This window comes from Nonomuraea sp. NPDC049709, from assembly GCF_040674815.1.
Taxonomy (GTDB): domain Bacteria; phylum Actinomycetota; class Actinomycetes; order Streptosporangiales; family Streptosporangiaceae; genus Nonomuraea.
The window spans coordinates 117,832-137,820 of sequence record NZ_JBFANM010000014.1; the positions used below are offsets into that span (position 1 = coordinate 117,832).

The 19,989-nt window shown below is 72.9% G+C and carries 15 protein-coding genes; 10 read left to right on the forward strand and 5 right to left on the reverse strand.

The genetic code is table 11. From position 1 onward, the window contains the following. Positions 1-6: 6 nt before the first annotated feature. The gene (locus AB0J69_RS16325; RefSeq protein WP_364117570.1) at positions 7-3,171 is read left to right on the forward strand and encodes an AAA family ATPase; all 3,165 of its coding nucleotides are present in this window, start codon (positions 7-9) and stop codon (positions 3,169-3,171) included. A 505-nt stretch (positions 3,172-3,676) separates the two neighbouring features. Here the strand turns inward: AB0J69_RS16325 and AB0J69_RS16330 are convergent. The 4 genes from AB0J69_RS16330 to AB0J69_RS16345 all read right to left on the reverse strand — a co-directional run bounded on the left by AB0J69_RS16330 (position 3,677) and on the right by AB0J69_RS16345 (position 9,451). Continuing rightward, positions 3,677-6,277 (reverse strand): hypothetical protein, encoded by a 2,601-nt coding sequence (locus AB0J69_RS16330; protein ID WP_364117572.1) that lies wholly within the window; start codon positions 6,275-6,277, stop codon positions 3,677-3,679. A gap of 83 nt (positions 6,278-6,360) precedes the next feature. Continuing rightward, positions 6,361-7,290 carry a PfkB family carbohydrate kinase gene (locus AB0J69_RS16335; RefSeq protein WP_364117574.1) on the reverse strand — a complete coding sequence of 310 codons (930 nt, stop codon included), beginning with the start codon at positions 7,288-7,290 and terminating at the stop codon, positions 6,361-6,363. Then, complete coding sequence (locus tag AB0J69_RS16340) at positions 7,287-8,213, reverse strand: pseudouridine-5'-phosphate glycosidase (protein ID WP_364117576.1); 927 nt, start codon at positions 8,211-8,213, stop codon at positions 7,287-7,289. Before AB0J69_RS16340 ends, AB0J69_RS16335 begins: the two co-directional genes overlap by 4 nt. Before the next feature lie 116 nt (positions 8,214-8,329). Beyond that, on the reverse strand, positions 8,330-9,451 hold the full coding sequence (locus AB0J69_RS16345) for a putative sulfate exporter family transporter (protein ID WP_364117577.1): 1,122 nt from the start codon (positions 9,449-9,451) through the stop codon (positions 8,330-8,332). A 70-nt stretch (positions 9,452-9,521) separates the two neighbouring features. Here AB0J69_RS16345 and AB0J69_RS16350 point away from each other — a divergent pair, with 70 nt between their 5' ends. Both AB0J69_RS16350 and AB0J69_RS16355 read left to right on the forward strand, forming a co-directional pair. Then, a complete protein-coding gene (locus tag AB0J69_RS16350) occupies positions 9,522-10,412 on the forward strand; it encodes a LysR substrate-binding domain-containing protein (RefSeq protein WP_364117579.1) in 891 nt (296 codons plus the stop codon). 138 nt (positions 10,413-10,550) lie between these two features. After that, positions 10,551-12,056, forward strand: coding sequence for an NAD(P)/FAD-dependent oxidoreductase (locus AB0J69_RS16355; RefSeq protein WP_364117580.1), 1,506 nt, complete (start codon positions 10,551-10,553; stop codon positions 12,054-12,056). On the opposite strand, the gene AB0J69_RS16360 is transcribed toward AB0J69_RS16355, so the two are convergent. Then, complete coding sequence (locus AB0J69_RS16360) at positions 12,053-12,610, reverse strand: helix-turn-helix domain-containing protein (protein ID WP_364117582.1); 558 nt, start codon at positions 12,608-12,610, stop codon at positions 12,053-12,055. The genes AB0J69_RS16355 and AB0J69_RS16360 overlap by 4 nt on opposite strands. A gap of 85 nt (positions 12,611-12,695) precedes the next feature. Here AB0J69_RS16360 and AB0J69_RS16365 point away from each other — a divergent pair, with 85 nt between their 5' ends. From AB0J69_RS16365 to AB0J69_RS16395, 7 genes are all read left to right on the forward strand, one after another. Next, positions 12,696-13,898 (forward strand): cytochrome P450, encoded by a 1,203-nt coding sequence (locus AB0J69_RS16365; RefSeq protein ID WP_364117584.1) that lies wholly within the window; start codon positions 12,696-12,698, stop codon positions 13,896-13,898. 65 nt (positions 13,899-13,963) lie between these two features. After that, a complete protein-coding gene (locus AB0J69_RS16370; RefSeq protein WP_364117586.1) occupies positions 13,964-14,662 on the forward strand; it encodes a response regulator transcription factor in 699 nt (232 codons plus the stop codon). Further along, positions 14,659-16,056, forward strand: coding sequence for a HAMP domain-containing sensor histidine kinase (locus tag AB0J69_RS16375; RefSeq protein WP_364117588.1), 1,398 nt, complete (start codon positions 14,659-14,661; stop codon positions 16,054-16,056). Before AB0J69_RS16370 ends, AB0J69_RS16375 begins: the two co-directional genes overlap by 4 nt. Before the next feature lie 199 nt (positions 16,057-16,255). Next, positions 16,256-17,380: a hypothetical protein gene (locus AB0J69_RS16380; protein WP_364117590.1), complete on the forward strand. Its 1,125-nt coding sequence runs from the start codon at positions 16,256-16,258 to the stop codon at positions 17,378-17,380. Between the two features lie 259 nt (positions 17,381-17,639). Next, positions 17,640-18,026, forward strand: a complete 387-nt coding sequence (locus AB0J69_RS16385) for a hypothetical protein (protein WP_364117591.1) — start codon at positions 17,640-17,642, stop codon at positions 18,024-18,026. A gap of 154 nt (positions 18,027-18,180) precedes the next feature. Continuing rightward, the gene (locus AB0J69_RS16390; RefSeq protein WP_364117593.1) at positions 18,181-18,990 is read left to right on the forward strand and encodes an ATP-binding cassette domain-containing protein; all 810 of its coding nucleotides are present in this window, start codon (positions 18,181-18,183) and stop codon (positions 18,988-18,990) included. Further along, entirely contained in the window at positions 18,987-19,976 is a 990-nt protein-coding gene (locus AB0J69_RS16395) for an ABC transporter permease (protein ID WP_364117595.1), read from the forward strand. Before AB0J69_RS16390 ends, AB0J69_RS16395 begins: the two co-directional genes overlap by 4 nt. Positions 19,977-19,989: the final 13 nt, after the last annotated feature.

Below are 19,989 nucleotides of genomic sequence, written 5' to 3' on the forward strand. Positions count from 1 at the left end.
TGGGGCGTGAGTATCCACGCCGTGAGCCCCTTGTTCGTGGGGCGTGCCCGCGAGCTCGCCGCTCTCGGGGACGCCCTGGCCAGAGCGCGCGCAGGGGTGTCGTCCACCGTGCTTGTCGGCGGTGAGGCCGGGGTCGGCAAGACCCGGCTGGTCAACGAGTTCACCGGCCACCGGGCCGGCGACGCGCTGGTGCTCGTCGGCGGCTGCCTGGAGCTGGGCACGGAGGGCCTGCCGTTCGCGCCGTTCACCGCCGTGCTGCGCGGGCTCGTGCGCGAGCTGGGCCGCGACGGCGTCGCCGCGCTCGTGCCGGGCGGCAACGCGGGCGGGCTGGGGCGGCTGCTGCCCGAGTTCGGAGAGCCGGGCAAGGAGGGGGCCGAGGCCAGGGCGCGGCTGTTCGAGCAGGTGCTCGGGCTGCTGGAGCGGCTGGCCGAGGAGCGTCCCGTGGTGCTGATCGTGGAGGACGCCCACTGGGCCGACCGCTCCACCCGCGACCTGCTGACGTTCCTCGTCCGCTACCAGCGCACCGCGGCCCGCCTGCTCATCGTCGTGACCTACCGCACCGACGAGCTGCACCGCACCCACCCGCTGCGGCCGTTGCTCGCCGAGCTGGGCCGGGTCGAGTGGGTGACCAGGGTCGAGCTGCGCAGGCTCACCCGCAGGGAGGCCGTGGCCCTCGCGGCGGGCATCCTGGAGCACGAGCCGTCCCCCGGGGACATGGACCTGATCTACGCGCGCAGCGAGGGCAACCCGCTGTTCGTCGAGGCGCTGCTCAGCGAGGCGGGCGGTGGCGAGGCGCTGCCCGAGTCGCTGCGCGACCTGCTGCTGGCCAGCGTCGAGCGGCTGCCGGAGGAGACGCAGGAGCTGCTGCGCGTGGCCAGCGCCGGCGGCCAGCGCATCGAGCACGACCTGCTCAGCGCCGTGGCCGGGCTCGACGAGTCCGCGCTCTCCCGCGCGCTGCGGCCCGCCGTGGCGGGCAACGTGCTGGTGGTCGACGGCGAGGGCTACGGCTTCCGGCACGCGCTCATCCGCGAGTCGCTCCACGACGACCTGCTGCCCGGCGAGCACACCCGGCTGCACACCCGCTACGCCGAGGCCCTGGAGCACGACCTGTCGATCCTGCCCGCCCCGCGCGGCGCGATCGAGCTGGCCCACCACTGGCACTCCGCCCACAACTCCACCTGGGCGCTGGTCAGCGCCTGGCGCGCGGCGGCCGCCGCCCGCAAGTCCACCGCCTACGACGAGCAGCTCCGGATGCTGTCCAGGGTGCTGGAGCTGTGGGACCAGGTGCCCGACGCGGTCGAGCGCATCGGCCGCGACCGGATCGACGTGCTCAGGCAGACGGCCACGGTCGCCCACCTGGCCGGCGAATACGAGCGCAGCATCGCCCTGGCCAGCGCCGCCCTCGACGAGCTCGACCACGACGCCGACCCGATCAGGGCGGCCACGGTGCTGCGCCAGCGCGGCCTGACCCGCTACGACCTGAGCCGCCCCGGCTTCCTCGACGATCTGCGCCTGGCGGCCGCGCTGGTGCCCGACGACCAGCTCAAACTCCGCGGCCAGGTGCTCGAGACCCTGTCCCGCATGCTCCACCGGCCCGAGGACCGGCCGGAGCGGAGCGCCACGGCCCGGCTGGCGATGGAGATCGGGCACGCGGTGGGCGACGCCAACGTCGAGGCTCACGCACTGATCAGCCTCACCTGGGGGCACACCTGTTACTCCGAGATCGAGCTGGAGATGGAGAGGTTCGCGGAGGCGCGCCGCATCGCCGTCCGCGACGAGGCGTACAACGCGCTGATGCGCTGCGCGATCTCCGAGTCCGACGCGCTGGAGGGTGCGGGCCGGCACGAGCGGGCCGCGCAGGTGGCCCGCGAAGGGGTCGAGGAGGCCGGGCAATACGGCCTGGCCCGCACGTCAGGCACGTTCCTGTCGATCAACCTGGCCGAGCCGCTGGTGTCGCTCGGGCGCTGGGACGAGGCGCTCCAGGTGGTCGAGCACGCGCTCGACCTCGCACCGCCGGCACCCTACCGGGCGAGCCTGCAGGGGCTCGCCGCCGACATCGCGCTGGCGCGCGGGCAGTTCGACCGGGCGGAGAAGCTGCTGGCGGCGTCGCGCAGCGTGCTGTCCCGGGGGACCTTCCGCGATCAGACGGTGCTGCCGCACCTGTGCAGGGAGGTCGCGCTGCTGCACGCGCGGGGCCAGACGGGCGAGGCGGTGGAGGCGGCGGCGCGGGCGCTGGAGGAGCACGACCTGCTGGTCACTCCGCGCTACTCGTGGCCGGTGCTGGTGACGTTCGCGCGGCTGATCTGGGCCGTGGTGCCCTCGGGCCGGCTCCTCGCGGCCCTGGCGACCCCTGCGCTGTCCGGCGGGGACGGTCCGGCGGGCGGCGAGGCCGATTCGCGCGGTTCGGGCGGTTCAGGCGGTAGGTCGGGAGAGGCCGCCACCGTCGGTCCGGCGCGTGGGGCTGCTTCCGGCAGCGGAGGTCATCCGGTGGACACGGTGGCCGCTCCGGGTGGTGGAGGCCACCCGGTGGACACGGCCGCCGCTTCGGGCGGTGGGGGGCTCGGGTCGCTTGCGCGGCTCGCGCTGTCGCTGTTGCCGCGGCTCCGGGCGATCGCGCAGAAGCTCGAGGCCCAGGGCGATCTGCAGCGGGCGCACCAGCTCACGTTCACCGCGCTGACCGGGCCGGTGGAGGACGCCGACGAGCCGGCCGCCTGGCAGTTCAAGGCATGGGACCTGGCGGCGGGGGCCTGGGCGGCGCTGCGGCAGCCGTACCCGGAGGCGCGGGCTCTGGTGGGGGTGGCGCAGGCGGCGCTCGCGTCGGGCGACCGGCAGGAGGCGGCCGCGCGGCTGACTCGGGCGCGGGAGCTCGCCCGCGAGCTCGGTGCCACGCCGATGCTGGAACAGCTCGACGTGTTCGGGCGGCGGGCCAGGATCGGCGGCTCCGAGGAAGCCTCCGACGGGCAGCCCTTGGGGCTGACCGCGCGGGAGCTGGAGGTGCTGCGGGAGGTGACGAACGGGCGCAGCAACCGGGAGATCGCCGAGGTGCTGTTCATCTCGATCAAGACGGTGAGCGTGCACGTGTCGAACATCCTGGCCAAGCTGGGGGTCGCCACGCGAGGTGAGGCCGCCGCCACCGCCCACCGCCTGGGCCTCTTCGACGCAGCACCATGACGGGCCGGTAGCGCATCCGGGGCTCGGCACGCCCGCGTGGGCTCGGCGGTTGGCCAGTGTGGGTCCGGGGCTGGCGTGCCCCGCTTGGGCCCGGAGGTCGGCACGCTCGCCTGAAAGCCCTGGCGGTGCTTCAGGCGTTGAGCCCCGCACGACCCCTGCCTGCCGGCGGCGAACCGCGACCAGAGCGCGTTCGAGCATGTGGGCGGGCTGGAGCGCCGCGTGCCCCTCGGCCCGTGCCGGCCCGGCCCGCCTCCGGGCTTCTGACGGGTCCCGTTGCGCGGCCTGATGGTCATCTTCGGCCGCCCTTCCGCCTTCCCGGTGCGAGCTCGGGTCGGGTGGGCGGTGTCGGCCATGAGCGCAGTGCGGCTGAGCCGGCCTGAGTGTGTGTCTGAGTCGGCCGTGGGTCATGCGGCTGAGTCGGCGTGGGCCATGGCGGCTGAGTCGGCCCGTGTGCCTGGGTCGCACGTTGGGTCGATTCGGGTGGGGCCTGTGCCGGTGTGGTGGGTCAGCCGGTTAGTTGGGCTTCGAGACGGTAGCCGTCGACCGTGACGTAGACCTGGTCGCCCGGGCGGGCGTTCAGGCGCATGAGGACCGGCTGGAGTGAGTCGAAGACCGGCTGGTGGCCCTGCCAGACCAGGACGATGGCGTTGTCGCCGGGGCCCGTCACCGACAGGAGGGTGCCGGGGCGCATGCCGAGCTGGGCCGCGTACCCCTCCGGCACCGGTACCGGGCCGCCCCTGAGGTGCTCCGGCGTGACCTCGATGCGCTGCCAGCGGCGCGGGTCGGAGGACGGGCTGGGGAGCGGGGGTGGCGGGGTGGACGGGGCGCCCGCCAGGCTGCCGGGGAGCATCGCCGCGCGGCCGCCCGACAGCGCGGACAGGGTGGCCAGGGCGGCGGAAGGGTCGATGGAGCCCGCCGTCGCCGCAGGGATGGGCTGGCCGCCTCGGTGGTGGTGGCCGTTGGCCCCCGGGGTACGCCGGGGGAGCGGCTGGGCCGGGGACGGGGCCGAGGCCGCCGGGTCCGGGCCGGTCTCCGGGGGCAGGGCGTCGAGCCAGGCCTTGGCCGAGTGGGCGCGGATGCCCAGCTCGCCCATGAGCTCCACGAGATCGGCGTCGGGCGGGCTGGCGGCCAGGAGCTGCCGCGTACGTGCCTGGAGGCCGTGGATGTCGCCCACCACGAGCCAGCCGTCCTGGAGGCGGCGGTCCGGCATGAGCGTCACCAGCACGCGCCAGAGCGGCGTACGCAGCGAGGGGACCATCACGGGGTGGGCCGGGTCGGCACCGATGAGCTGGTCCTCGGTGGCCGCCGCGCCGAGCCATTCGGTCAGCCGGAACATGTGGCCCGTGACCGGGGCGGACTCGGAGGAACGCAGCCAGTGCAGGATGCGTTCCTCGGCGGTGCGCTGGGCCTGGGAGAGGGCGTCCCGCTCGACCAGCAGCTTGTGGGCGAGCGTACGCAGGCTGACCGGATCCTCCGCGAACAGCCGGTGCACCGCCACCGCGAGCTCCAGCTTGTCCAGGCCGCGGAAGAGGCTGTCCACGACGCGGACCATGGCGTGGTCGGTGTCGGAGGGGGTGGGGGCGGCCGCGGGGCCGGGTGTCGCCGGCGCCGGGAAGGCGGGTGTGCCGGGGGCGCCTTTCGGGGCGTCGGCGGCCGGGATGGGCGGGAACGAGCCGGTGTGCGGGCCGCCGCTGGAAAGGGGGCCGTTCGACGTCGGGTTGCCGGTGCCGGGGGCCGGGGTGGAGGCGGGGCCGCCGCCCGGGAGCGAGGGGCTGCCTGGGAGGGACGGGCTGCCGGGGAGGGAGCCGGTGTCCTGGCGGCCGGATTGCGGGCCCGTGGGGCGCTGCGGGAGGCGTTCGGACTGGCCGGGGGCCGGGCGCTGCGGCAGGCCCTCGCCCCCGAAGCCCTGACGCGGCCCCCCACCCTGGGGCTGGGCCGGGAACGAGCCGCTCTGCGCGGGGAACGAGCCGGTCTGGCGCTGCGGGGTCGCGTCCGGGGAGGACTGCGGGAATGGGACGCTCTGGCGTTGCGCGTCCGAGGACTGCGGGAAGGAGCCCGGCTGGCGCTGGCGGGTGTCCTCGGAGGACGGCGACGGGAACGAGCCCGGCTGGCGCGGTCCGGACCCGTTGTCGGCCGCCGAGGGTGCCGGGAAGGAGCCGGTCTGGCGCTGCCGGGTCTCCTCGGAGGAGGGCTGCGGGAACGCGCCGCTCTGGCGTTGCGCGTCCGAGGACTGCGGGAAGGAGCCGGGGCGCTGGGGGAGGCCGTCGCGGCCCTGGCCCGCGAACGGGCCCGTCTGCTGCGGCTGCGCGGTGGGGTCCGGCTGGGCGGGGAACGGGCCGCTCTGCGCGCCGGCCTCGGACGGGCCCGGCTCGGAACGGGCGGAGTCGGAGCGGGCGGAGTCTGGGCGGGCGGAGTCTGGGCGGGCGGGCTCGGAAGGGGCGGGCAGCGCGGCGCTCTGGGCGGCGAAGGAACCCGTCTGCGGCTGAGGCACTCCTTGGGGCTGGACCGGGAACGAGCCGGTGCCCCGTTCCGGCTGGGCCGGGAAGGAGCCGGTGCCCCGTTCGGGCTGGATCGGGAAGGGGCCCGTGCCCTGGGACGAACCGGGCTGGCCGGGCGCCTGGCCGCGTTGCAGCGGGCGGGTGACCTCCGGATGACCCATTGGGGCGGCGGCGGGGGCCTCGCGCTGGGCCGGGATGCGGCCGAGGATCTCCCGGAAGACCGAGCCGATCACGACCTCGGGCGTGGCCGACGGCGTGCCCAGGTCGCTGGGGGACAGGCGGCGCAGCCGCTGCCATCCGCCGAGACCGGTGATCGCCGTACGGGTGGCCTCGGGCCAGCCGGGCAGCGCGGGATCGATGTGGTGAACCGTCAGCGCGGGCAGCAGGTCGGCCAGCGGCAGGTGGTCCCAGCGGGAGGAGGCCAGCCGGGCCAGACGTTCGCAGATCCAGTCGAGCCCCGCCGTGCCGAGTGCCTTCGACAGCGAGAGGGAGTGCCACCACCCCGCCGGCAGGCGTGGATCACCGAGCGCCTCGGCCACCTGCTGCGGGCGGCTCCAGCGCAGCGCAGGGACTAGGTCGCTCAGGCAGATCGATGACTCGACTTCCATCGGCGGACCTTATCCTCCCCAGTGAGCCGCGTGGTGCTGCCCGTAACGCATGTGGCTAATGGTGCAGCCTACGCGGCAAGCTATCAATCAGTGTGAATAGGGTAAAGACGGTTCAGATCCAAACCGTACCGTGGACGGCCGCCCACCTGGGCCACACATTCGGCACCAGCACGGCAACCTGCTTCCAATCCGGCCTGTACACCGTAGCCTCGCAAGGTTGCGGCGAGGTAGCCGGCGGCGAACGCGTCTCCCGCCCCGGTCGAGTCCACGACCTCGGTCGACACCCCCTGCGCGGTCGCGACCACCGCCCCGTCCACGGCTGCCAGCGCCCCGTCCGCTCCCAGCTTCACGACCGCTGTGCCGTATCTCTCACTCAAGACCACGGCCGCCCGCTCCGCCGTCGTGGCACCGCTGAGGAGGAGGGCCTCGTCGAGGTTGGGGATGATCAGGCCGGTCGGGGCCGTCTCGCGGGTGAAACGTTCAACGCCGAACTCGCGCAGCGGACCCGTGGAGGCCGGGTCGATGCTGATAGTGACGCCCGCGGCCGCCGCGTCCGCCATGGCGCGCCTGGCCAGGCGCAGGCCGGGTTCGGCGAACAGGACGTACCCGGACAGGTGCAGCCGGGCGACGCCGGTCAGCAGGGACGGGTCCCAGTCGGCTTCGGAGATCAGGCTCCCGGCGCCGCGGTTGGTGAGCATGGAACGCTCGCCGCTCTTGTCCACCATCGCGATCACGACGGCCGTGGGGTGCGTGGGGTCCACGGTGACGTGCGGGTGCACGCCCGTCTTGACCAGTTCGGTGGTGTGCCACTCGCTGCTGTCGTACCCGAGCTTGGCCAGCAGGTGCACCTCGGCGCCCAGGCAGGCGGCCCACGCGGCGGTGTTGGCGCCCGAGCCGCCCGGGCGGAGCACGATGTCGGCGGCCGTGTCAGTGCCGGACATGACCGGAGAGCCGTGCAACGCCACCACATCGGTGACCACGTCACCGATGATCAGGAGGGCGCCGTCGGTCACGATCGGGCCCAGGACACGGCGATCCGGGCGGCCAGGGCGGTGTTGCCGCGTACGGCGGCCAGGTTCGCCTCCAGGGACGCTCCGGAGGTGCCGTCCACCAGGTAGCCGAGCAGGAACGGGGTGATCGCCTGCCCCTTGACGCCCTCCCGCTCCGCGGCGGCCAGCGCCTCGCCGAGCACGCGGTCGTGCAGCTCGGGATCGAGCTGCTGCTCCACGGGGACGGGGTTGGCCACGATCAGCGCAGTCTCCTGGCCGCCCAGCGCGTCCTGGCCGCGCATGATGGCCGCGGCCTCGTCGGGCGACTCGATCCGCCAGTCGATCGGCTGGCCGGAGGAGTGAAGGTAGAAGCCGGGGAAGGTGTCCGTGCCGAAACCGACGACGCTTACGCCCCGTGTCTCCAGCCGCTGCAGCGTGGCCGGCACGTCGAGGATGGACTTGACGCCCGCGCAGACCACGGTGATGCGCGTACGGGCGAGCGTGTCGAGGTCGGCGGACTCGTCCTGGTCCTCCGCCCAGCCGCGGTGCACGCCGCCCAGCCCACCGGTGGCGAAGATCCGGATCCCGGCGCGGGCGGCCAGGAACGACGTGGCCGACACGGTGGTCGCGCCGCTCGCCTTCAGCGCCGCCGCCACGGGCAGGTCCCGCTGGCCCAGCTTGCGCAGGCCGGACTCGGTCGCGATCCGCTCCAGCTCCACCTCGCCGAGGCCGATGCGGGGCACGCCGTCCAGCACGGCGATCGTGGCCGGCACGGCGCCCGCGGCCCGTACGACTCCCTCCAGCTCCCGCGCGACCTCCAGGTTGCGCGGCTGCGGCAGCCCGTGGGAGATGATCGTGGACTCAAGGGCCACGACCGGAGCGCCGGTTGCCAGGGCCTCGGCGACCTCGTCGGACGGCTGGAGAACGGAGTCGGTGGCGCTGCGCATGGTGAGTTTTGTGCTCCTTGAGTGGTCTGACCTGCTTAGGCGGAACGGTGGCTTTCGCGAGATTTGTTCCGAACGGAGCAGGGTACGGGCCCCCGGCCCGGCCGTCCACTCGAGGATCACACGAGGAGTGCGACCCCCGCCAGGGACGTGGCCGCGATGATCGCCGTCGCGATGCCGCCGAGCAGCACCACCCGGCCGCCCTTCGCCAGTTTCCGCACGTCGATGCCGGTGCCGAGGCCGAACAGCGCGGCGGCCATGAGCACGTTCGTGATCACCGGCACCGCGTCGGTGACCACCGCCGGAACCAGTCCGGTGCCCCGCACGGCCACCATCACCAGGAACGCCGCCACGAACAGCGGCACGACCGGCGGGCGTGCCCCGCGGGCGGGCCGGTGCCGGTGCCGGTGCGACATCAGGGCGACGAGCGGCGCCAGGAGGAGCACCCGGGCCAGCTTGACCGTCACGGCCCCGGCCAGCACGCCGGAGGCGGCGCCGATCGCGGCCACCTGGGCCACCTCGTGCACGGCGGCGCCCGTCCACACGCCGAGCTGGGCCGGTGACAGGTGCATCAGGGAAGCCAGCAGGGGCACGAGGGCGATGGCCCCGGTGCCGTACAGCACCACGACCCCGAGCGCACCGGCGGCGTCGTCCTCGTCGGGCAGGTCGGTGCTCTCGCGCATGGCGGCGATGGCCGCGGCGCCGCAGATGGACACCCCTGTCGCGACGAGCAGGGACGCGCCGGGGCCGACCCCCAGCCGGCGGCCGATCGCAGGCGTCACGGAGAACGTGAGCCCCGTCGCGACCGTCACGACGGCCAGGGTCTGCCAGCCGAGCGCGAGCACCTGGGGCAGGGCGATCTGCAGGCCGAGCAGGGCGATCGCGACGCGCAGCACCCGCCTGGACACGAACGCCAGACCGGGTTGAAGCCGCTCCCGCACGCCGGTCCGGCGACCGCCGCCCGCCGGACCGGGGAGGAGCCGCTCGCGGACGCCCGCCAGGTTCGCCAGTGCCGCGCCCGAGGCGACCGCGACGACGGCGGGGCTGAGCGCCGGGACGTACCGGTTGACGAGCAGCGCGAACGCGACCGCCAGCGCGGTCACGGCCAGCCCGGGCCAGAGGGCGCGGGTCGCGGCGGCGGGAGCCCCGGGGACGGCGGGTCGCGGGGTGGGCGGCAGGGTGGGTGGCAGGGTGGGTGGCATGGCGGATGGCATGGCGGGTCGCTGCGTGCCGGCGGTCATGATCTCAGTCTTCTGGGCGCCGGGAACGGCCGGTAGCCGCTGCTTGCCTGGGAGGTCATAGCCTGTGGCTATGAGTGCGCTGCCCGACCTCGACTCGCTGAAGCTCCTCGTCGACGTCGGCGAGCTGGGCAGCCTGGGGCGTGCCGCCAGGGCCGCGGGCATCGCGCAGCCGTCGGCGAGCAAGCGGATCGTCCAGCTCGAACGCCGCCTCGGCCTGCCCCTGATCGAGCGCACCCCGCGCGGCTCCGCGCTCACCTCCGAGGGCAAGATGGTGGCCGGCTGGGCCACGCAGGTGCTCGCCGCCGCGGAGGAGCTCATGCGGGCGGTCCAGGCCGTACGCCACAGCGGGGCCGCCCACCTGCGAGTGGCGTCGAGCATGACGGTGGCCGAGTACCTGGTGCCGCGCTGGCTCGGCGAGCTGCAGCACCGGGAGCCCGACGTGCAGGTGGGGCTGGACGTGGTCAACTCCACCGACGTCGCGGCGCGGGTGCTGGCCGGGGAGGTGGAGCTGGGGTTCGTCGAGGGACCGAGCGTGGCCGACGGGCTGGCCGGGCGGGTCGTGGGGACGGACCGGCTGGTCGTGGTGGTGGCGCCGGAGCATCCGTGGGCCCGCCGCCGTACGGCGCTGAGGGGGCCGGAGCTGGCCGCGACGCCGCTGGTGGTGCGCGAGCCCGGGTCGGGTACGCGGGAGACGCTCGACGTGGCCTTCGGCGGCCTGCACCGGGCCGGCCCGCGGCAGGAGCTGGGCTCGAACTCGGCGGTGAAGGGCGCGGCGCAGGCGGGGGTGGCGCCGGCGGTGCTGAGCGGGTACGCGGTGGAGGCCGACGTGGCCACGGGGCGGCTGGTGGAGGTGCCGCTGACGGGGATCAACCTGGTCAGGAGCCTGCGGGCGGTGTGGCGCCGCGGCCGCCCCCTGACCGGCCCGGCCGCCACCCTCCTGGCCATCGCCACCCGCCCCTGACCCCGCAGCCCCTCACCCTGCCGCCCCTGACCCCGTAGCTCCTCACCCCGCCGCCCCCTGACCCCACCACCCTGACCATGGCGTCTGACCCCGCCCCGCCCTGGTGGCGAGGGTGGGGTGGGTCGTAAGGTGCGAAGGGTGGGAGCGTATGACGTGGTGGTGGCCGGAGGCGGGCACAACGGGCTGGTCGCGGCGGCGTACCTGGCCGGGGCCGGACGGCGGGTGCTGGTGCTGGAGCGGTACGCCCACGTGGGCGGCCTGGCGATCTCCGCCCGGGCGTTCGCCGGCGTCGACGTGCGCCTCTCGCGCTACTCCTACCTCGTCAGCCTCCTCCCCACCAGGATCGTCCGCGACCTGGGCCTCGACCTGGAGCTCCGCCGCCGGCGCTACGCCTCCTACACCCCCAAGGGCGACACCGGCCTGCTCGTCGACAACGAGGACGACCTGCGTACGGCGGCCTCGTTCCGGAGCGTCACGGGCGGCGAGGCCGACCACGAGGCGTGGCGGCGCTTCTACGCCATGACCGCCGAGGTGGCGCAGGCCCTGGCCCCCACCCTCCTCGAACCGCTGCCCACCCAGGCCGAGGTCGAGCGGCTGGTCGGGCCGCAGGCGTGGCGCGACCTGTTCGCGCAGCCGATCGGCGAGACGGTGGCCGAGCGGTTCCGCGACGACCTCGTGCGCGGGGTTGTGCTCACCGACGCGCTGATCGGCACGTTCGCCGACCCCGCCACCGACCTGCTGGCCAACCGGTGCTTCCTCTACCACGTGATCGGCGACGGCACCGGCGAGTGGAACGTCCCCGTAGGCGGCATGGGCGCGGTTTCGGGCGCGCTGGAGGCGGCGGCCAGGCGGGCGGGCGCCGAGATCAGGACCGGCGCCGAGATCGTCGGCATCGCGCCGTCCGGTGAGGTCACGTACGTGGCGGAGGACGGCGAGCACACGGTGAACGGCCGCCACGTGCTGGTCAACCTGCCGCCCGCCGTGCTCGACCGGCTGCTGGGCCGGCCCGTGGCGACGCCGGAGGGCGCGCAGCTCAAGGTCAACATGGTGCTCACGCGGCTGCCCCGGCTGAAGGACACGTCCGTTGACCCGAGGGCGGCCTTCAGCGGTACGTTCCACATCAACGAGGGGCACGACCAGCTCGCCACCGCGTACGCGCAGGCAGACCGGGGAGAAATTCCGGAATTGCCGCCCGCCGAGGTCTATTGCCATTCGCTGACCGACCCGTCCATTCTCGGCGCCGAGCTGAGAGGCCGGGCCGAGACGATGACGCTGTTCGGCCTGCACATGCCCGCCCGACTTTTCCGGAAAAACCCAGAGAAAGCCCGGAAAATGGCGCTGGACGCCACCTTCGCCTCCATCAACGCGGTCCTGGCCGAACCCATCGAGGAATGCCTCCTCACCGCCCCCGACGGAACCCCGTGCGTCGAGGCCAAAACCCCGGTCGACCTCGAACGGGACGCCGGCCTCCCCGGCGGCCACATCTTCCACACCGACCTGAGCTGGCCGTACGCGGAAAAAGGCGGATGGGGCGTGGAAACCGAGCACGAACGCATCCTCATGTGCGGCGCGGGCGCCCGCAGGGGCGGCGGCGTCAGCGGAATCGGCGGCCACAATGCCGCGATGGCCGTGCTCGGCCGTTAATCGTCGGCGATGAGCTTGGTGGCCACCTCCATCGCCACCTCGGCCCGCTCCGCGTCGCCCAGTTCCAGGTCGAAAAGGAGCGGCATGCTCCCGAGGATCACCGCGAGCACCGCCAGCCTGGCCTCGAACTGCTTGACCGCGTCCGCCCCCGGCACGCTCAGCAGCGACAACATGCTGAGCATCCCGCTCTGCAGCCGTTCACCGGCCGGGTTCTCCCGCATGGTCCCCTGGTTCACCTGCGCGAACCTGAACAGCGGCCGCCACTGGTCCTCCAGCAGCCCCGAGATCCGCCGCAGGATCTCCAGCCGGGCCTCGGCCGTCTTCGGCTGCTCCCTGGCCCACGCCACCAGCTCGTCGATCGACTCGCCCAGCCGCTCCACCACGCTGGCGAGGATCGCCTCCTTCGTCCGGAAGTGGTAGTAGAGCGCCGGCCTGGTGATCTCCAGCCGCTCCGCCACCTCCTGCAGCGTGGTCTTGTCGTATCCCCGCTCGGCGAACAGCTCCAGCGCCACCTGCTGGATCCGCTCTCGTGTGTCCGTCCGCCGCCCGGCCATTCCACTCCCTCGCTTGACGACCGGCCCCTCCATTGCTTACTTTCGCGTAAGTAAGCAATGCGATCCGGCTTGTAGGGAGCAGACTATGGCTCAGACCTTCCCTGTCCAGCGCACGTGCCCGTTCGCGCCGCCGCCCGAGTACGAGCGGATGCGCGAGCAGGCCCCGCTCGTACGGGCCGCGCTCCCCGGCGGCGACGTGTGGCTCGTCACCCGCCACGCCGAGGCCAAGCAGGTCCTGGCCGGCGCGGGCATCAGCACGAGCCCGGCCACCCCCGGCCATCCGAACGCCGCCTTCAGCCCCGAGCCCCCGACGCCCGAAGAGACCGCCGCGTACGAGCAGTTCGCGATCGGCCACTTCATCGACCTCGACCCGCCCGAGCACGGCAGGTTCCGCCGGCTGCTCATCCCCGAGTTCACGGTCAGGCGCGTCAGGGACCTGCGGCCGGGGATCCAGCGGCTCGCGGACCGGCTCATCGACGACATGCTCGCCCAGGGCCGGGAGGCGGACCTGGTGGCGGCGTACGGGCTGGCGCTCCCCTCGCTGGTCATCTGCCAGCTCCTCGGGGTCCCGTACGCCGACCGCGAGTTCTTCCAGTCGCGTACCCGTACGATGATCGACCCCGCGTCGGACCCGCAGGCGCGGCACGCCGCCATGTTCGAGATCAGGGGCTTCCTCGACGACCTGGTCACCACGGCGACGGCCGCCCCCGGCGACGACCTGCTGGGCCGCCTGATCGCCGGCGGGCAGCTCACCCGCGACGAACTCGTCGGGGTGATGTTCCTGCTGCTCGTCGCCGGTCACGAGACGACCGCCAACATGATCCCGCTGGCCGCGCTCACCCTCCTGCGCCACCCGGACCAGCTCGCCGCCCTGCGCGCGGACCCCGGGGGCTGGCCGGCGGCGGTCGAGGAGCTGCTGCGCTACCACTCGGTCGTGGACTGGGTGGCGTTCGACCGCGTGGCCACCGAGGACCAGGAGATCGGCGGGCAGCTCGTCAGGAAGGGCGAGGGCATCTTCGTGCTCGGGGCCTCCGCCAACAGGGACGAGCGCGCGTTCGAGCGGCCCGACGCGTTCGACGTCGAGCGCGGCGCCCGCCACCACGTCGCCTTCGGGTACGGCGTGCACCAGTGCCTGGGCCAGAACCTGGCGCGGGCGGAGCTGGAGATCGCGCTACGGACGCTGTTCGAGCGTGTTCCCGGCCTGCGGGTCACGATGGCCGACGAGGAGCTGCCGGCCAAGTACGATGGGGCCATCTTCGGGCTCGAAGCGATGCCCGTCATGTGGTGATCCTCACGAAACCCGAGTGAGGTCCTTCATCACGTTTTCATGATGAAGCCCTAGCGTTTGTAAGCATGAGTGAGCCCGCACGGTTGCTGGTGGTTGACGACGAGCCCGCGTTGCGCGAGGCGCTGCAGTCGAGCCTGGAGTTCGAGGGCTACAAGGTCGTCACGGCCAACGACGGGCAGGAGGCGCTGGCCGCCGTGGGGGCGGAGCCCTACGACGCCGTGCTGCTCGACGTCATGATGCCGCGTCTCGACGGGCTGACCGCCTGCCGCAGGCTGCGCGCGTCGGGCAACCACGTCCCCGTCCTCATGCTCACCGCCCGCGACGCGGTCGGGGACCGGGTGTCGGGGCTCGACGCCGGGGCCGACGACTACCTCGTCAAGCCGTTCGAGCTGGACGAGCTGCTGGCCAGGGTGCGGGCCCTGCTGCGGCGGGGCGCGCTCAGCGCGGGCACCCCCGAGGGCGACTCGCTCTCGTACGGTGACCTGCGCATGGACCCGGCCACCAGGGAGGTCACGCGCGGCGAGCGCCGGCTCGACCTGACCAGGACCGAATACCTGCTGATGGAGCTGTTCCTCGCGCACCCGCGCCAGGTGCTGACCCGGGACCAGATCCTGAGCGAGGTGTGGGGTTTCGACTTCGAGCCGACGTCCAACTCGCTCGACGTCTACGTGATGTACCTGCGGCGCAAGACCGAGGCCGGGGGCGAGCCGCGAGTGATCCACACCGTGCGCGGGGTGGGTTATGTGCTCCGGGCCACGCAGTGAGCGGCGGCGGCCGGCGGGCTCGCCTCACGGCCCTGGCCAGACGCGGCAGCCTGCGGACGCGGCTGACGCTCCTGGTCACGGTGGCCGTGGCGGTGGCCATCGCGACGTGTGCCGGCGCATCCTACTTCATCCTTCAGGACCGGCTCCGGGGCAACTTCGACCAGAGCATCCTGGAGTCCCTGAGGCAGGGCGACAAGGAGTTCCTGGAGCGCAACTGCACGCCGGAGGGCACGCGGGGCCCGTTCGCCGACGGCCTGGCGACGTTGTTGTTCGCCGATGGGACCACCTGCTCGCTCGGCCACTCTCCGATCGTGCCCGACTACCAGCAGGACGCGCAGGCCTTCGAGCCGTGTGAACCGGTCTACCGCTACGGCACCACGCGTGACGGCAAGTACGTCCGCGTGGTGACGATCAACTTCAGACCCGGCGTGGCGGTCATGGAAGCCAGGCCCTTCGGGTACATCCAGCGCACGATGCGGATCGCCGGTTTTACGCTGGTGGGCATCACCGTGCTCGGCGTGCTCGGCGCGGCCATGGCCGGGCTCGCCATCTCCCGCTCCGCCCTGCGCCCCGTCGGCGACCTGACCAGGGCGGTCGAGCACATCGCGCAGACCGAGGACCTCGACACGCGCATCCCCGTCACGGGGACCGACGAGATCGCCCGCCTGTCCTCCTCCTTCAACGCCATGACCGCCGCCCTGGCCGGCTCACGCGAGCGCCAGCAGCAGCTCGTCGCCGACGCCGGACACGAGCTGCGCACCCCGCTCACGACCCTGCGCACCAACATCGACCTGCTGCTGCGCAGCGAGCAGACCGGCCGCAGCCTCGACCCGGGCGCCAAGGAGCGCCTGCTGGTCAACGTGAAGGCCCAGTTCGCCGAGCTGTCCACACTCGTCGCCGACCTGCTCCAGCTGGCCAGGGGCGACGCCGACCACGAGCCGCACGTCGAGCTGGCCTTCCACGAGGTGGTCACCGCCGCCGTGGAGCGGGCCAGGCTGCGCGGCGCCGAGGTCACCATCGACCTCACGCCCTGGTACGTCGTGGGCAGCGCCACCTCGCTCGAACGCGCCGTGCTCAACCTCATCGACAACGCCGCCAAGTTCAGCCCCGGCGGCCAGGTGGAGGTGCGGCTGCGCGACGGCCGCCTGACTGTGCGCGACCACGGTCCCGGGTTGCCCGAGGAGGAGCTGCCGCACGTCTTCGAGCGGTTCTGGCGCTCGCCGTCGGCCCGCGGCCTGCCGGGTTCCGGACTGGGGCTGGCGATCGTGGCGCAGGCCGTCGCGGAGGCCGGCGGTACGGTGCGGCTGGCCAACGCCCCAGGTGGTGGCGCTATCGCGACCATGGATCTGCCGGGAACTCTCATCCGTAGCTCAGAAACGGATAAGTCACCTTAAAGGCCCAAAAAGTGTCCTTACCGCATGGAGACAACAGCAGTACGGACACGCCTGGTCGAGTGGCCAGAGCCGGGGCAACGGCGGCTCCGGGGGAGGTGGGGGCGGCGGCTTCGGCGGCTTCGGCGGCGAGTCCGGGGCCGGGCGGCTGTTCAACGACATCCTGGCCGGGCAGATCTCGTGGCTGCTCCCGTTCTGCGTGGTGGCGCTGGCCTTCGCGACCCTCGTCCGGCTGCGGCGGCTGCCCTTCAGCGGACCCTCCGGGGCGGCCTGGCTGGTGTGGGGCGGCTGGCTGGTCGTTCACTACGTGGTGTTCAGCTTCTCCAGCGGAACCTTCCACCCGTACTACACCACGGCCATGGCTCCGGCGGTGGGGGCGTTGTGCGGGATGGGGGCGGTGGTGATGTGGCGGGCGTACCGGGGGTCGCGGGCTTGGGCCTGGGTTCTGCCGCCGGCGGTGGCCGTGACGGGGGTGTGGTCGTTCGTGGTGCTGCGCCGTACGCCGGAGTGGGTGCCGTGGCTGGCCTGGGTCGTGCTCGGGGCGACCCTGGTGGCCGTGGTGGCGCTCGTACTGGCTCGGGTGCGGGCCCAGGTGACGCTGCGGGTGGCGGCGATCGCGCTGACCGCCGCCGTGGTCGCAGGCCTGGCCGGGCCGGCGGCGTACGCGGTGACGCCGCTGCGGTCGCAGATCAACGGCTCCAACCCGACCGCCGGCCCCTCGACGGGCGGCGGAACGGGCTTCGGGCGCCCAGGGGGAATGCCCGGAGGCGCCCAGCTCCCCGGCGACCGGAGCACCCAGCCGAACGACACCGCCCAGCCGAACGACACGACCCAACCTGACGGGGAGCCCCAGCCCGACGCTCAGAACGGACAGCCGGGCACCACGGGCACCGAGCAACCCGACAGCAGCCGGAACGGGCAGCCGGGCACCACGGGCCAACCCGGCGGTGGCCGGTCGGGCTTTACGGGCCGCGGCGGCCCCGGCCCCGGCGGCGGCGTCAGCGACTCGACGGCCGAATACCTGGTGGCCAGCCAGGGCAACGCCACGTGGCTGGTTGCGGTGAACAGCGCTCAGCAGGCGTCCGGGCTGATCCTGTCCACCCACAAGCCCGTCATAGCCATGGGCGGCTTCACCGGCAGCGACCCCGCCATGACCGTGGCCCGCCTGCGGTCCCTGGTCTCCTCAGGCCAGCTGCGGTTCGTCATGTCGGGCACCAGCGGCAGCGGCGGCGGCCCGGGGCGGGGCAACACCGAGGTGTCGAGCTGGGTCCAGGAGCACTGCACGGCGGTGGACGGTCAGGAGGGTCTGTACGACTGCGCAAAATAGGCGATGGCGGGGCGCCGTGACGGTGCCCTGCCCATCGTTGTCGAAGAGTGGATACTGTCGGGTATAACAGCGAAAATTCTTCGCCTATTTATAGGGAGATTCGTCCGAATTTATGATCCTAAATAGCCCCTGACCAGGGGAATCTTTTTTCGATCAGGGTCGCCGGCCAATGCCTGGAGGCGTATTCTCTAGGCAAAGAAGCGGGACCGGAGATCACTACCATCCCCGGTCCCTTACCCTCACGGTAAGGGAGATCATCTTGAGCTTCAAGGAAATCGGCCTCCAGGTTTGCACGGCGGTGGACAACGAGTTCGTCCGGCTCCGCGCGGACCAGATCGCCATGGGCGAGCAGCTCAACGGACGGATCGACAGCGTGGCCACCCAGCTCAACGAGCGGATCGACGGGGTGGCCACCCAGCTCAACGAGCGGATCGACGGGGTGGCCACCCAGCTCAACGAGCGGATCGACGGGGTGGCCGAGCAGGTCAAGCTCCTCGACGGCAGGGTCGGCGTTCTGGAGACCAAGGTCGACAACCTGGAGGTCAAGGTCGACAGACTGGACGCCAAGGTCGATGGGCTGCAGGAGGGTCACACGGAGATGATGCACATCCTCATCGCCATCCAGCGCAAGCTCGACGTCAACTGACCAGACCCCTCCGGTAGGGCGGGCCCGCGCATCAGGCGGACCCGCCCTTCCGTTTCTCGCGGGACTCCGGTCCGTTGTGCGAATCGCGGGGCGCGAATGCAGTTGGTGGGTGGTTTGGGTTGACAACGATGTCAGGGCGTTTCTTGATGGTCGTATGGCCGTACCGTTGATCGACGCCCGCGGGATCGTGAAGAGCTACGGCCAGGTCGAGGCGCTCCGCGGGGCGGACTTCAGCCTGGGGGTCGGCGAGGTCGTCGCGTTGATCGGGGACAACGGGGCCGGCAAGTCGACGCTGGCGAAGATCCTGTCCGGTGCCGAGCGGCCGGATGGCGGGACGATCGAGTTCGGTGGCGAGGCCGTGGTGTTCGGGGCGGTGGAGGATGCCCGGAAGATCGGGATCGAGACCGTTTATCAGGATCTGGCGTTGTGCGCTGATCTCAGTCCGGCGGCCAACTTCTTCCTGGGGAGGGAGCGGCTCAAGCCGGGGCTGCTCGGGTGGTTCGGGGTGCTGGACAACGCGGGGATGCGGCGGGAGGCGCGGGAGGCGTGTGAGCGGCTCGGCGTGCGGCTGGCGTCTCAGGGGGCGCCGGTGTCCACCTTGTCGGGTGGGCAGCGGCAGGGGGTCGCCGTGGCGCGGGCCGTGACGTGGGCGCGGCGGGTGGTGTTCATGGACGAGCCGACGGCGGCGCTGGGTGTGGTGCAGACGCGGCGGGTGCTCGATCTCATCCGCGGTGTGCGGGACTCGGGTGTGTCGGTGGTGCTGATCAGTCACAACATGCCGGATGTGATGGCGGTGTCCGATCGGGTGGAGGTGTTGCGGCTGGGGCGGCGGGTGGCCAGGTTCGAGACCGCGCGGGTGTCGATGGAGGAGCTGGTCGGGGCGATGACCGGGGCGATCGAGCAGCAGGCCGGTGTTGAGGGGCGGGAAGGGCCCGGCTTCACGCGGCCGGAGGGGCGGGCGTGAGGCGGCCGGTGGGGGGTCCGGGCCGGGTGGCTGGTGGGGCGGGCGTGCGGCGGTTGGGGGAGTTGCAGGTCGTGTGGATCGGGCTGGTGCTGGTCGCGCTGGTCGTCGCGTTCTCCGTGCTGGCGCCGCGGTCGTTCCCCACCTCGTTCAATCTGCTCAACCTGGTGAGTGATGCGGCCATCCTGCTGTTGCTGGCCACCGGGATGACGTTCGTGATCATTACGGCGGGGATCGATCTGTCGGTGGGCGGTGTGCTGGTGTTCTCCGCCGTGGTGGCGGTGAAGGTGGTCGAGGGGACCGGGTCGCTGCTGCTGGGGGCTCTGGGGGCGCTGGTGACCGGCCTGGGGTGGGGGGTGGTGAACGGGGTGCTCGTCGCGCTGGGGCGGATTCCGGCGCTGATCGTGACGCTGGGGACTCTGGGGATGTCGCTGGGCGGGGCGCTGCTGCTGACCGGGGGAGTGGATCTGCGGGCGCCGGGGGAGCTCAATCTCGGGCTGGGGCTGGCGCGGTGGCTCGGGGTGCCGCTGATCGTGTGGATCTGTGCGGCGATCACCGCGGTCCTCGCCCTGGCGCTCGCGTACACCCGGTTCGGGCGCCACACGTACGCCATCGGCTCCAACGCCGAGGCCGCCCGGCGCGGCGGCGTGGCCGTGCGGCGGCATCTGATCAAGGTGTACGGCCTGGCCGGGTTGCTGGCCGGGCTGGCGGGGCACCTGTCGCTGGCCAAGTACGGCATCACCGGCGTGTCCGCGCACTCCACCGACAACCTCCAGGCCATCGCGGCCGTGGTGATCGGCGGCACCTCCCTGTTCGGCGGGGTCGGCACGGTGGCTGGCACGATCATCGGCGTGTTCATCCCCGTCGTGCTCCAGAACGGCTTCCAGATCCTCGGTGTACGGCCGTTCTGGCAGCAGGTGGTGGTGGGCGCCGTGCTCGTCGCCGCCGTCTACGTGGACCAGTGGAGGCGCAGGGCCCGCGACCAGTAGGAACCAAGGAGGC

What these genes read in the sequence shown, in the direction of transcription:
- AB0J69_RS16330 (WP_364117572.1), bottom strand. Translation starts at nt 6,277, where the DNA reads ATGGAAGTCGAGTCATCGATCTGCCTGAGCGACCTAGTCCCTGCGCTG.
- AB0J69_RS16340 (WP_364117576.1), bottom strand. Translation starts at nt 8,213, where the DNA reads ATGCGCAGCGCCACCGACTCCGTTCTCCAGCCGTCCGACGAGGTCGCC.
- AB0J69_RS16345 (WP_364117577.1), bottom strand. Translation starts at nt 9,451, where the DNA reads ATGACCGCCGGCACGCAGCGACCCGCCATGCCATCCGCCATGCCACCC.
- AB0J69_RS16350 (WP_364117579.1), top strand. Translation starts at nt 9,522, where the DNA reads ATGAGTGCGCTGCCCGACCTCGACTCGCTGAAGCTCCTCGTCGACGTC.
- AB0J69_RS16360 (WP_364117582.1), bottom strand. Translation starts at nt 12,610, where the DNA reads ATGGCCGGGCGGCGGACGGACACACGAGAGCGGATCCAGCAGGTGGCG.
- AB0J69_RS16365 (WP_364117584.1), top strand. Translation starts at nt 12,696, where the DNA reads ATGGCTCAGACCTTCCCTGTCCAGCGCACGTGCCCGTTCGCGCCGCCG.
- AB0J69_RS16370 (WP_364117586.1), top strand. Translation starts at nt 13,964, where the DNA reads ATGAGTGAGCCCGCACGGTTGCTGGTGGTTGACGACGAGCCCGCGTTG.
- AB0J69_RS16390 (WP_364117593.1), top strand. Translation starts at nt 18,181, where the DNA reads ATGGCCGTACCGTTGATCGACGCCCGCGGGATCGTGAAGAGCTACGGC.